The sequence below is a fragment of the Skermanella mucosa genome (assembly GCF_016765655.2).
GTDB classification, from domain to species: domain Bacteria; phylum Pseudomonadota; class Alphaproteobacteria; order Azospirillales; family Azospirillaceae; genus Skermanella; species Skermanella mucosa.
In genome coordinates this window covers 12,952-25,802 of the sequence record NZ_CP086109.1, presented here as the reverse complement: position 1 = coordinate 25,802, position 12,851 = coordinate 12,952, and the positions used below count along the sequence as shown (strand labels likewise).

8 protein-coding genes are annotated in these 12,851 nt (G+C 64.1%); 5 read left to right on the top strand and 3 right to left on the bottom strand.

Annotation, left to right across the window (positions count from 1 at the left end):
• A complete protein-coding gene (locus JL100_RS34945) occupies positions 1-1,119 on the top strand; it encodes a GRAS family protein (RefSeq protein ID WP_202684580.1) in 1,119 nt (372 codons plus the stop codon).
• A gap of 19 nt (positions 1,120-1,138) precedes the next feature.
• On the opposite strand, the gene JL100_RS34940 is transcribed toward JL100_RS34945, so the two are convergent.
• The 3 genes from JL100_RS34940 to JL100_RS34930 form a co-directional block, all read right to left on the bottom strand.
• The gene (locus JL100_RS34940) at positions 1,139-3,883 is read right to left on the bottom strand and encodes a hybrid sensor histidine kinase/response regulator (RefSeq protein WP_202684579.1); all 2,745 of its coding nucleotides are present in this window, start codon (positions 3,881-3,883) and stop codon (positions 1,139-1,141) included.
• A gap of 42 nt (positions 3,884-3,925) precedes the next feature.
• Positions 3,926-4,702 carry a response regulator gene (locus tag JL100_RS34935; protein ID WP_202684578.1) on the bottom strand — a complete coding sequence of 259 codons (777 nt, stop codon included), beginning with the start codon at positions 4,700-4,702 and terminating at the stop codon, positions 3,926-3,928.
• 208 nt (positions 4,703-4,910) lie between these two features.
• A complete protein-coding gene (locus tag JL100_RS34930; protein WP_202684577.1) occupies positions 4,911-6,554 on the bottom strand; it encodes a hypothetical protein in 1,644 nt (547 codons plus the stop codon).
• Between the two features lie 1,565 nt (positions 6,555-8,119).
• Here JL100_RS34930 and JL100_RS34925 point away from each other — a divergent pair.
• The 4 genes from JL100_RS34925 (at position 8,120) to JL100_RS34910 (ending at position 12,642) form a co-directional block, all read left to right on the top strand.
• Positions 8,120-8,692, top strand: a complete 573-nt coding sequence (locus tag JL100_RS34925; RefSeq protein WP_202684576.1) for a hypothetical protein — start codon at positions 8,120-8,122, stop codon at positions 8,690-8,692.
• Positions 8,693-8,831: 139 nt separating this feature from the next.
• Positions 8,832-9,881 (top strand): cyclase family protein, encoded by a 1,050-nt coding sequence (locus JL100_RS34920; protein WP_202684575.1) that lies wholly within the window; start codon positions 8,832-8,834, stop codon positions 9,879-9,881.
• Between the two features lie 359 nt (positions 9,882-10,240).
• Entirely contained in the window at positions 10,241-11,983 is a 1,743-nt protein-coding gene (locus tag JL100_RS34915; RefSeq protein ID WP_202684574.1) for a multicopper oxidase family protein, read from the top strand.
• 32 nt (positions 11,984-12,015) lie between these two features.
• Positions 12,016-12,642, top strand: a complete 627-nt coding sequence (locus tag JL100_RS34910) for an SCO family protein (protein WP_202684573.1) — start codon at positions 12,016-12,018, stop codon at positions 12,640-12,642.
• Positions 12,643-12,851 lie beyond the last annotated feature (209 nt).

Genomic DNA, 12,851 nt, shown 5'->3' with positions numbered 1-12,851 from the left:
ATGCCAGACAGCCTTGCACGAGACACCGGATGGGCACCACCCCTGTCCGCCGGCCCCATCAAGCCCGCCGACATGAGCGAGAACGGCGTCCTTCTCCGTCTGCTGGACATGGCCCAATGCATCGAGCGGTCCGACGAGGACGGCGCCTTCGTCGCCTTCGTGGACCTGCTCGACCGGATCCAGCCCTGCGGAACGGACCTCAGGACGAAGACGCAATGCTTCGCGCAGGCGCTGCTCAAGAACATAGACTGGAAGACAGGCCATGGCTCCTTGCATGGCGCCTTGTTCGAGTCCCATGCCGACCGGTTCCCGCCGATGAAACTCGCGGCCGGGGCTGCCGGCACGATCCTGGGCGGCCTGCTGGAACGCTGCGACGACGCGGTGCTCGTCGATATCGGGATCGGCCATGGCGGGAGGATAGCCGGCCTGTTCCGCTCCCTGGCGGGACGCGGCGCCCTGCCCCGGGCGCTCACCGTCGTCGGCATCGATCCTTGCGACGGCGCGCTGGCCGAGGCGGAGGCGACCCTGTCGTCCCTGGCTTCCGGCCTGGGCCTGCCCTTCCGGTTCCTGGCGATGCCGTCGCGGGTCGAATCCCTGACAGCGGCGCAGTGGGACGGTTTCCGCTCGATCGGAGGCCGGATCTTCGTCAACGCCGTGTTCTCGCTTCATCATGTCGGCGGGCATGGCGCCAAGGACGCGGTGCTGCGGAACGTGAAATCGCTGAAGCCGGAAGCGCTGGTGATCGCCGAGCCGAGTGCCGATTTCGAAACCGACGACCTGCTGCGCCGCCTTGCCCATGCCTGGCGGTTCTACGGCGCCTGCTTCGGGATCCTGGACCGCATGGATGTTTCCCAAGAGGAGCGGACCATGGCCAGGATGTTCTTCGGGCAGGAGATCATGGATGTCCTCGGCACGCCCGCCGACCGGCGGGGCGAGCGGTTCGATACGGCGTCGCGCTGGCTCGCGCGCCTGCGCGACGCCGGGTTCCAGGCCCATCCGGACCTGCGCCGCGCGTCGGCCGGTCAGCCCGGAGGCATCCTGGGAGCGACCCTCCACGACGACCATGTCGGGTTCGACTTCGCCGGCCAGGTGATGTCGGCGGCGATCTGCGTCCGCTGAGGCCCGCGACGGGCGCTCGTCACGGGCGCCGGCCGACCATGTCCCTCAAGCGGCGGCGGACCTCGGCTGGGTCCAGGGGTTTCTCCAGCAGCCGGCCGTGGGCGCCGGCCGGCAGCGTCGCGGAGGCCCGCAGGACGTCGCCGGTCATCAGCAGCACCTTCCCGGCCAAGTCGGGCCGGTGCGTTTCCAGCATCCGGAGCAGGCCGGCCCCGTCGAGCAGCGGCATGCGGATGTCGCACAGGATGGCGTCGAACCGCCTGTCGCGCAGAAGCTCCAACGCGGCCGCCCCGTTGTCCGCCGTCTCGACGCGGTAGCCTTCCCGCGTCAGGATCTCCTCAAGCAGGGTGACGACTTCCGGCTCGTCGTCGACCACCAGGACGGTCCCGTTGCCGCTGTCGCCGTCCGCGAGCATCGCCGCGGCTGTTTCCGTCGGCACCCGGCAGGCCTGGAGAGTCACGCGGAACAGGGCGCCCCCGCCGGGGCGATCCTCCACAGTGATCGATCCGCCGTGGGCGGAGATGATCCCATGGCAGACCGACAGGCCCAGCCCGGTGCCCGATCCGACCGGCTTGGTCGTGAAGAAGGGATCGAAGATCTGGCCGCGCACCGTTTCCGGAATGCCGGGGCCGTTGTCCGCGATCTCGATCCGGACCGTTCCGGCCGCCGCGTCGTGGGCCGTCCTGACCCAGACAGTCCGGCCGGTTTCGGAAACCCGGCCCGGCGGCGAGGCCGCCTCCAGGGCCTGCTGGGCATTGATGATGACGTTCATGAAGACCTGATGGAGTTCGTCCTCATCGGCCATGACCATCGGCAGGTCGGGCGGATCCTCGCGGACGACCTCTATGCCGGCGCTGCGCAGGCCGCTGGCCAGGATCTCCATGCTGCCGTCGAGCACGGCGCGGACATCGACCGGCTTGGGCTCGCGGGCCTTCTGGCGGGCCAGGGCGAGGAAGCTCTTGACGATCCGCGCGCAGCGCTCCGCCGCGACGCGGAGGCGGCCCAGGGATTCCCGGATCGCGGCGTCGGTGCTTTCCTCCTCCAGCATGATGGCCCGGCCGAGCACGACCGACAGCGGGTTGTTCAGCTCGTGGGCGACGCCGGCCAGGAGCGAACCCAGGGCCGCCAGCTTGTCCCGCTGGTGCATGGCGGCCCTTTGCCGGTCCGCCTCGGCCTCGGCGTTCTTGCGGCTGCTGATGTCGAAGATGAACCCGGCGATATGGGTGATCTGCCCGTCCGGCCCGCGGATGGGAAACCGGACGACCATCCGCCAGGGATAGTGCGGCATGTAGGGAACATGCTCCTCGTTGACGACGGCGGCGCCGGTATTGAGCACCTGCTGGTCGTAGTACCGGATCAGCGCGGCGTCTTCCGGGGCGAAGACGTCCTGGGGCGTCCGCCCGATGATCTTCGAGACCGGCCGGTTCTGGACCTTCTCCATCTCCGGGTTCGCCACGATGTAGCGGCCTTCCAGATCCTTCAGGAACATGCCCGCCGGCGCATGCTGCATGAAGGCCTGCAGCCGCGCCTCGCTGGTGCGCAGGGCCTGCTCGGTCTGGAGGCGCGACGTGATGTCGGTGATCGCCGCGACGACCGCCGAGGCCCCCCGGAACTGGATCGTCCGCGCCGATATGAGCGCCCGGATGACCGTGCCGTCCGCGCGCCGGAGCGACGTTTCGAACCCTTCCACGTTGCCGTGCCTGGACAGGAGGCCGAGCAGCCGGTCGCGGTCCGACGGGTCCTCGTACAGGGCCGTGATCCGCTCCGGCGGGCAGCCGGGACACAGGCCGAAGCTCTCCCGCGCCCGCGAGTTGGAGAACAGGATCTCCGTGGGGTCGACCCGGGCGATCGCCATGGCGACCGGCATGCAGTCGGCGATCAGGGCAAGCTCCTCGGCGCTGGCCTTGAGCGTCGCCTCGATCGTCTTCGACTTGGTGATGTCGCGGCCGACGGACTGGTAGCCGACGAGTTGCCCGCGCTCGTCGAACAGCGCGCGGTCGGTCCACTGTTCCCAGAGCAGCCGGCCGTCGGAGGCGACCGAGGACATTTCGTAGGAAACCGTCGGGCTGGACGGCGTAAGCTCCAGGAGCTGCGCGATGAACTGCGCCCGCTGATCCGGCGTCATCAGCTTGAGGACGCTGGTCCCGATGATCTCGTCCCGCGGTCGCTCCAGCTGCCGGGCATAGGCCTCGTTGACGAAGGTGAACCGGAAATCGGGCGTGCAGCGGGAGATGAACTCGGTCTGGTCCTCGACGATGGTCCGGAAGCGCATCTCGCTCTCCCGGAGCGCGTCCTCGGCCCGCTTGCGCGCGGTGATGTCGCGGCCGACCGACTGGTAGCCCAGGCATTGGCCGGCTTCGTCGAACAGGGCCCGGTTGGTCCAGGCGAACCACTGGACCTCGCCGGCCTCGGTCGTCCGGTCATGCTCGCACCGCAGGATCGGGTCCTCCGCCGTCAGGGCCTGGAGCCCGGCGCGCAGGGACTTCTGTATCCTGGCCGGAAACGAGTCGAGGAAATCGCGGCCAAGCAGGGTCTCCGGCTCGTCCCCGACGAACCGCGCGTGGGCCCGGTTCGAGAAGTTTATCCTGAAGTCCGGACCGAAACGGCAGATCATCTCCGTCTGGTCCTCGACGATGGCCCGGAAGCGGCGCTCGCTCTGCTCAAGCGCGCGCTTCGCCGCCCTGCCGTTGCGGAGCCCGCCGAACAGTGCCTCGGACTGGCGGCGATAGTAGCGGAGGAGCGGCGAGAATTTCCGTTCCGGAGCCATGGCTTCTCCTTTCGGAAGCGGTTCTTCCGGCGCGGCGCGCGCTCACGCCGGTTTCCCGCCTTCCGCGCCCGGCACATAGACATAGCCTACCCCATGCACCGTCTTGATCGTCCGGGGCTTTTCGGGATGGGGCTCGATCTTCCGGCGCAGGCGCGCCACGCGGATGTCGATGCTGCGGTCGAACGGTTCGTCTCCGCGCTTGTGGGTCAACTCCAGCAGCCGGTCGCGGGACAGCACGCGATTGGGATTGCCGAGGAAGACCTCGATCAGGTCGAACTGCATGGCGGTGAGCGGAACCTCGGTGCCGTCGGCCTCGAACAGGCGACGCGCCTCCAGGTCCAGCATGCACCGTCCGAACGGGATCCGGGCGGGCGCCGGCGCCATCGGTTCCGAGCCCGGATCGGTATCCGGACCCGGTGCCGTACGCCGGGCCGCCCCCACCCTTCTCAGCACGCTGCGGATGCGTGCCAGCAATTCCCGCGGATCGAACGGCTTGGCGACATAGTCGTCGGCGCCCACTTCGAGCCCGACCACCCGGTCGATCGTCTCGCCGGACGCGGTCAGCATGATGATCGCCACGTCGCCGCGTTCCCGCAGTTCGCGGGCCAGGGTCAGGCCGTTCTCCCCCGGCATCTTCAGGTCCAGGATGATGAGGTCGATGGGCGCGGCGCCCTCCTCCGGGGAGTTCAGCACGGCGCGCGCCTCGGGAACGTTTCCGGCGGCGGTCACGTCGAACTCCTGCCGGCCCAGATACTCCCGCAGCAGATCCCGCACCTCGGCTTCGTCATCGACGACGAGGATGTGCGCTTTTTCCGTCATAACCGCTCCCCATGACGGTTCACAGTCCCTGGCCGGACACCCGGCGAAGCGGGTGCGGCCGGCAGGACTGTAGCACCTTTGCGACCCCGCGACGCGGGATCGAAAGGCCAGCCGGCATGAGCGGCACCGTCCTCGCGAGGACGGGAGGAAATCTCGAATCAGTGGCGGCGGGACGCTTGCCGCGTCCCGCCGCCATGGGTAGGTGAACTCAGAGAGCGCTCAGGAAATTGGCGAGATCCTGCTTCTCCTGGTTCGTCAGGCCGATTGCGAAACGCTTGTCGTAGATGTTGACGACGTCCATCAGCGTCTTGGCCGATCCGTCGCGGAAGTAGGGTTCGTGGGCCGAGAGGGCGCGCAGGCTCGGCACGGTGCTTACCCCGATGTCGGCGCAGCGGCCGGTGAGCGTGGCCTTGCCAAGGTCGTTCGTCACCGCTTCCGTCGCGCCGAGGTCCCATTGGAGGGTGCCGGGCGCACAACCCGAAACCTTGAAGATCGGCAGGTCCTTTGCGGGCGGCGGGCCGCCGACGCTGACCGCGTGGCCGCCGATGCCGATGTCACGCTGCGAGTTCGCCAGAACGTCGGCGCCAGAATGCTTGAAGTTGTGGCATGTCGAGCATGTTCCCGGCACATTGGGGCCGACCAGATTGTTGAAACCGTTGACCCCGTTGATGATGAACGAGCCCCGGTTCGTGCTTCCCGCCGCGTTCGTGCCGACGCCGTGGAAGAGAGCTTCGCCCCGGGCGATCGATTCCCTTTCCCGCTTCGCCGATCCGCTTCCGGGAGGGGTGGCCCAAGCCGCGAATTCATCGAACACCACGGGGCCGAAAGCCGGAATTTCGTCGCCGTTGGCGGACAGGTTGACGGGACCGGCGAGGGCGCCTGCCGCGGACAGCACGCCCGCCTGCTTGTCGCTGTACTGGGCGCTGAAGATGCCGGTCTCGAACGCGACGATCTCTTCCAGTTCATCGTCGGTCGGTCGGTGCAGCGCCTGGGCGTGCCCCAGCGTGGCGCTGATGGCCTGACTTATCAAGGTCGGCTCACGCCCGTCCCACATGATGTTGCCGCTCAACTCCGGGGCCGGAACGCCGGGAATGGGAAAAGTCGTGAAGGCGGTCTTGAAGTGGAGGTTGGCGGACATGAGCGGGCGCCGGAACACGGAAAGGATCTGGTCGCCGTCCTTGTTGGTGTTTGTCTGGGGATCCGTGTTGCACGTCGTCGGGTCGCTGATGACCTCGACCGTGAATTCGTCCTTCTTCAGGGGAAGGGCGATGCGGAAGACGCCCCTGGTCAGCAGGAGCGAGCGGGCGGCCTTGAAGTCCTTCTTGCTCTTGCCCTTGTAGCCGCCGAGCACCGAGCCGGAGGTTTCCGACGCCGGCACAAGGGTGGGACAGTTGGCACCGTCCACGGGTGCGAAAAGCGGATCGGCGCCCTTGGTCTTTTTCAGCCGCTTGTCGATGTTACGGAGGCTGATGCTCATGCCGCTGGCGGGCTGATGGCAGGTGACGCAGGCCCGGCCGTTCGTGCCGAGCGACTTGAAAAAGGCGTTCTGCGAGGTCACCGTCTGGCCGAGGGGCTGATAGGACCCCGTTTCGCCGTTGGGATCCTTGTCGATCTCCAGCTTCGGTATGACGACGGGGATGCCTCCCTGGTTGAAGACCTTGGCCGGCAACGGCTGCTTCATGAAGTGGGAGTAGATCTTCTTGAAGTAATCCGGAGTTCCGGCAGGGAGCTTTTTCTGAAGGCTGGCCTCGGTCTCGCTGTTGGCCGGGGGCGGCGCCTCGGGCGGTGTCGTGGCCGGATCGGTGAAATCATCCTCGGCGGCGAACAAGGGGTCCGAGGGAACGGTAAGCATGAGCAGGCCGGCTCCCGCGATCATGCTTGAAAGAACGAGATTTCTGGCCAGCCTGCGTTTTTGATCCTGGGACATGATGCACCTCGCAAATCATTGTTATGGGATTCGTCATTGAGGTACCGCCGCGCGCCAGCGTGCTCCGTCCGCGTGAAAGAGAAACGAGTGTTTGAGCAAGTTCCCACTACATGGGAATGCGGCCGAACCAAGCTGGCGAGTGACGAAACTATGAGGCGTGCTTAAGAAGGAAGCTTGAGAGTTTAACTAGCGCCATAGCAGAAACTGACAGGAGATCATCTTGATTTTATTCAGAATAGTGAAGTAAATAGTCATAATGCAAATAAAGTAATACGCAACAGTTTCTTCTATCATCATTGCTAACGTACGAAGTTTATATTATATTCGCGCTGAACTCCTATCATTCAAACGGCGCATATTACGTTAACTTGGAATTCATTTTATGTACTCCATTGTGGTACACAGCCGCCCTGTCAAATCGGCTGGCGTAATCGGGGACCTGCCGTAGAAGCGGAATGCTTCCGGCACCATCATTGGCGGTAACGTCAGTATCTATGAAGTACAGGTTTGCCTCTTGTCGAAGTATATCCTCCCGTGGTTTTGAAAACTGGTCTGTTTTTGTTGAGGTAATATTTCGTAACGTCAGTAGATTGCCGGTTGTGCGAGAGCCGTCTGAATGTGTAATTTTTGCGTTCTACGTTGAACTCCATGAAGGCAAAAATACAATTGCCGACCGATGTGTTTGAGCAGAGCGCAAGTAACCGTTTTACTGACATTGTGTGGTGCAACATCATCTTGAAATACCACTTAGAACAGTAGTAACCTCGTTTTACGCATTATGAATTTCATTGTAGATGGTTACTTTGTGAATGGTCGTTCCACCAAACCAGTAAGCATAAATCCATAATAGTGGTTACGAACCAACCAATAATTGCGTTTGTCCTATCTTATTCATTGAAGCGCCTTGCCCATTCGCGTAAGCTTTCGGCAATCGCCATTGATTATGAACATCTCTCAAATTCCGAAAAATTACCATGTTACTAAAGGGATGATGTACCTTAGGCGTAAAAGCAAATCCTTTCCAGTTCGGTTTTGGGTGGTGATCTCCATGTGGGTGGAGGGTATGCATCTCGTGATGAGGAAACAGTCGGAAAAGATTCATTCGGGCTCCACACTCCCTGAACCAAAAGTCGCATCGACGGTCTGGGAGAAGTTGGAAGGCGCTTTGAGGATCCTTGTGCCGGCTATCACGGTGGCGCCAGGGTGGGGGTCGATTAAGCTTTGGTTGTTGCTTCCGGCGATACTCCCGTGCATGCCACCGCCCCGGATATCGAGGCGCCCCTGCCCCGGCGGGAGCGTCTTCCGACGTGTCCGGCAACCGGGGCCACCGATCTGCTTGTACGAAAGGCGCATATGGCTTCAGGGTGCCGGCATCATGGTGAACAATGTCCCTGCCCGAACTTCGGGGTACCGGTGCCGGCAAGCCGGCAATCGCGTACGGGGTCACTTCGGCGCAGTTTCCGGTGGATGACCGTTGTGGAGTATGGCGAATGACGCAATTTTCGGCGCAGGCACTACTGTCCCTGGTGGCCTTGGCGGCCGGCGGAACGGTACTCGCTCAAGGGCTGGAATGGCGGCCCGATGTGTCCGTGGCACCTCCGGCGCCGCATCGCGTCGAGCGCCCGGTCGAACCGGCCCGGGATGACGCCGGGCCGATCGATGCGTTGGTCGAGGCCCTGCATGGGCGCCCGCTTTTCACGCCCGGACGGCGCCCTCCCGAACCCGTGGCCGAGAGCCCCGGCGCGGTGCCGGCCGTCGCGGCGGATTCCGACACTTTTCCCCCGGTTCCCGAGGTCCGCGGAACGGCGACTTCCGCCGACCGCTCCGTGGCGATCGTCCTCGATCCCGCGGACAACCGCTTGCGGCGCGTGGCCGCCGGGGATGAGGTGGGTGGCTGGACCGTGCTCGGGATCTATCCCGGAAAGATTCAGTTGCGCTCGGACAGAGCCGACGCGGTGGTCTACGCCGTCATGCCGGGCGGGGAGTCCAGGCGCGACGTGACGCCGAGGGTCGGTGGAAGGCAGGCGGCAGTTACCGCCGCCCCAGGTGCCGAGGGGTTCTGAGAGGGGAAGGCGATCTTTTCCGGTCCCGGTTTTAGACCTTCTGCCGGAACCCGCCCTTAGATATGCTCATCACACCAGCCGATCACGCAGGAGGGGCCGAACTTTCCGGATCGGGTGGGCAAATCAAAGGGAGGAAACAATGAAAACCATGAAGGCCGCCGCTCTCCTGGCAGGTCTCGGCTTGGCTCTCGCGGCTGGTCAGGCCGTCGCCCAGGATGCCGGCATGAAGAAATGGACCCAGGGCAAAGGATGGGGCTGGGTCTGGGGGCCGGAGGACGAGGTCGGGGCCCTCAACGAGATGACCGACGCGTCGCGCCTCGCGGCGATGCGGCTGGTCACCCAGGGCAAGACCTACGATCTCGGCCTGCCCTATGACCGCCATTCCTACAAATGGGCGGGCCATAGCCCGGGGGAGATCATCACCTTCCGGTCCCCCGTCGGCGTCAAGGACCAGAAGGACCTGGCCTTCACCACGCCCGAGCAGGGCAACACGGGCGGCACCGCCTGGCACAGCAACGCCCTGTTCATCAATGACAACGTGGCGACCCAGATCGACGGCCTGGCCCATATCACCCACGGCGACGACAACCACTGGTACAACGGCTTCAAGGAGGAGGACTGGAGCGGGAATTTCGGCGTGCGCAAGGCCGACGTCCTGACCATCCCGCCGATCGTCGCCCGCGGCGTGATGATCGACGTGGCCGGCTACAAGAACGTCGATGCTCTGCCGTCCAACTACGAGATCACGGTCGAGGACCTGCAGGCTGCCCTTGCCCGCCAGCAGGTCGACGTGACGCCCGGAACCGTCGTCCTGGTCCGCACCGGAACGGCGCGCTACTGGGGAGCCAACGGCAGCGACCATGACAAGATCAGCCAGCACGATACCGCGGGACTGGGGATGAAGGCCGCGAAATGGCTGGTCGAGCAGAAAGGGGCGATAGCCCTCGGCACCGATACCTCGGGCCTGGAAGTTTTGCCGCCGCGGCCGGAGGATTCGCAGGCCGTCGGCGGCAGCTTCAATCCGGTGCATGTCTACCTGCTGGTCGAGCAGGGGGTCCATATCCTGGAGTTCCACAACCAGGAACAACTCGCGGCCGACCGGGTCTACGAGTTCGCCTACGTCGCCACGACCAACGCCATCCGGGGAACCGTGGCGGGAACGGCCCTGCGGCCGATCGCGCTCCGCTGATCCATGTCTGAACGGTGACGGGAGGGGCTGCCCCGGCGGTCCCTCCCGATGCCTGTCCGGCTTGCGGCGATTCCAGCACAGTTGAAACCATCCGTTGTGACTTTTCCAAATGAAACCGCAGATCAGAAATGTTATTTCCAAGATTACCGACAAGTTAAAACCGGTTCATGAAAAATTTTTAATCTTGCACGAGGGGGAGTATTTATCATCGAGTATTACCCACAACAAAACATGAAATAAAGAAATCCCCCGTCCCGTCATCACCCAGACACCCGGTTCCGCCCACCCTCGGGAAGTTGACCCGGGCGTATTCAGCAGATTCGTTGGGTGCCTCGAACAAGCTTTCGGGAGATGGGCAAATGATTTCAAGAGATATCGAGAAATCGCAGGAGCAGGCCAGGCGCAATCGCATCGAAATCATCGACGCGAAGCTGACCAGGCGCGACATGATCAGGTACGGCCTCCTGACCGCCGGCGGCGCGCTGGTCGCCAAAAGCGGCCTCAGCACCCGCGCGGCGGGGGCTTCCTCCCCGACAAGTCCGCCGACGCCGGCGTTCGTCCAGCCCCTGCCGACACTGAAGCCCCTGTCGGGGGACCGCGACCCGGAGCATCTGGGCAGACTGACGGCAGTATGTTCGGACGACCCGACGGAGGTCCGGCGCGTCGATCATCAATTGTGGAGCCAAGCCAGGCCGCAGGTGCTCTACGATTTCGAACAGCAGGCCCGCGACTGGACGCCCCATCCCAGGCTCCCCAAGCAGAAGATCTGGAGCTATGCCGACTTCAAGGACGGCGACGGTGAAGCGCCGCACGCGATGATCCATGCCCGCTACGGCGAGCCCGTGCTGGTGCGCAACCACAACAAGCTGGACCCGAACCACAAGGGATACGGCAATCCCCAGGTCACGACCCACCTGCACAACGCCCACAGTGCGTCCGAGAGCGACGGCAACCCGATCGACTACTATGCTCCGGGCCTCTACAAGACCTTCCACTATCCCAACATGTACGCCGGGGGCGATCCCAACGAGGCGCTGGGCTTCCTGTGGTTCCACGACCACTGCATGGACTACACCGCCCAGAACGTCTACCGCGGCCTCGTCGGAGCCTATCTGCTGTACGACGAGATCGACAGCGGCAACGAGGAGGACCTCAACCCCGCCGCCCTGCGTCTGCCCAGCGGTGAGTACGACCAGCCGCTCGTGTTCGGCGACAAGGTGTTCGATCCCAAGACCGGCATAGCCTATTTCGACCTGTTCAATCTCGACGGGATCCTCGGCGACCGGTTCCTGGTGAACGGAAAGATCCAGCCGTTCTACGAGGTCAAGAAGCGGCGCTACCGTTTCCGGATCCTGAACTCCGGCCCGTCGCGCTTCTACCAGTTCCGGTTCAGCAACGGCATGAAGTTCTGGCAGGTCTCCAACGACGGCAATCTCCTGCCGATGCCGGTCGAGCGCGACACCATCAGCCTCGCCGTGGCCGAACGGGTCGATATCGTCGTCGATTTCGCCAACGTGACGGACAGCGTCGTCTATCTCGTCAATGTCCTGGAACAGACCAGCGGCACCGGCCCGACCGGCAAGATCTTTCCGGTCGGCCAGGGGATCAGGATCCTGCAGTTCCGGATCGGCGAAAAGGTCGCCGACCCCAGCCGGGTGCTGACCCGGACCACGAAGCTGCGCGACCTCCCCAGCATCGACCTCGGCCAAGTCGTCAAGGAGCGGAACTGGACCTTCAACCGCCGCAACGGCGCCTGGGTGGTCAACGGCGAAGTGTTCAACAGGAGCATCGTGAACGCCCGCTGCAAGCGCGGTTCCGCCGAGATCTGGAACATCACCAACGCCTCGGGCGGCTGGGCGCACCCCATCCACATGCATTACGAGGAGTTCCAGATCCTGTCGCGCAACGGGGTCGCGATCAAGGCCGGCGACGTCGAGAAGGCCCGGAAGGACGTGATCTGGCTCCACCCCAACGAGACCGTCAGGATCTTCGTCCGGTTCCGCGACTTCCTCGGCAAGTACCCGCTGCACTGCCACAACGTCGTCCACGAGGATCACGCCATGATGGCGCGGTACGACATCGTCGACGGCAATCCTTCCTGACGGCGGCACCGGACGATGGCGGGAGAGCGATCATGAATCCGAGCAGAAGAAGCTTGCTGTGGGGCGCCGCCGCTGTGGCCGGCGCCGGACTCGCGGGGGCCCTGGGGCTGGGCGGCGGTTTCGCCGATCCGGCGGAGGCGTTCGACGGATCGCCCGACGGGGTGTTTCCCAACGTGGTGCTCCAGGGCGACGACGGACGGTCCTACCGGTTCTACGACGACCTGATCCGCGACAGGATCGTCATGGTCAACCTCTTCTTCACCGGTTGCGGCGACGTCTGCCCGCTCAGCACGCAGAACCTGGTCCAGGTCCAGGAGAAACTGGCGGACCGGGTCGGCCGCGACATCTTCATGTACTCCATCACCCTCAATCCCGATCTGGACAGCGAAGCCGTGCTCCGGGACTACAAGGAGATTTATGGCGTCGGGCCCGGCTGGCTGTTCCTGAGAGGGTCGCGGGACGATACCGAACTGCTCCGCCGGCAACTGGGGTTCGTCGATCCCGACCCGGAACTGGACGCCGACCTGGAAACCCATATCGGGGTCGTCAAGATCGGCAACGACGCGATCGGGCGCTGGGCCGCCTGCCCGGCCTTCTCCGATCCGGAAGAGATCATCCGCGTGGTCGGATCGGTCGAGCCGCTTACCCGCCGCGGTTGACCACACACGCCCCGATCCCCCGTCCGGTATCCACCGGAAGGCCTAGTCCGAACGCGCTAGGGAACGGCAGGACTATTGCCAACCCTGGTGCGTCTTGGAATCGACAAGGCCAATAAAACGTTGAAAAGAATCAAACATCCCAAGGTAACAAACTGACAAAGTCAAAGGCGGGCCAAGAAGTCAACCCGCCCACGTCCCCATGAGGTTCC

Coding starts and splice junctions, on each gene's coding strand:
- JL100_RS34935 (WP_202684578.1), bottom strand. CDS start 4,702: ATGACGGAAAAAGCGCACATCCTCGTCGTCGATGACGAAGCCGAGGTG.
- JL100_RS34915 (WP_202684574.1), top strand. CDS start 10,241: ATGATTTCAAGAGATATCGAGAAATCGCAGGAGCAGGCCAGGCGCAAT.
- JL100_RS34920 (WP_202684575.1), top strand. CDS start 8,832: ATGAAAACCATGAAGGCCGCCGCTCTCCTGGCAGGTCTCGGCTTGGCT.
- JL100_RS34940 (WP_202684579.1), bottom strand. CDS start 3,883: ATGGCTCCGGAACGGAAATTCTCGCCGCTCCTCCGCTACTATCGCCGC.
- JL100_RS34910 (WP_202684573.1), top strand. CDS start 12,016: ATGAATCCGAGCAGAAGAAGCTTGCTGTGGGGCGCCGCCGCTGTGGCC.
- JL100_RS34925 (WP_202684576.1), top strand. CDS start 8,120: ATGACGCAATTTTCGGCGCAGGCACTACTGTCCCTGGTGGCCTTGGCG.
- JL100_RS34930 (WP_202684577.1), bottom strand. CDS start 6,554: ATGCTTACCGTTCCCTCGGACCCCTTGTTCGCCGCCGAGGATGATTTC.
- JL100_RS34945 (WP_202684580.1), top strand. CDS start 1: ATGCCAGACAGCCTTGCACGAGACACCGGATGGGCACCACCCCTGTCC.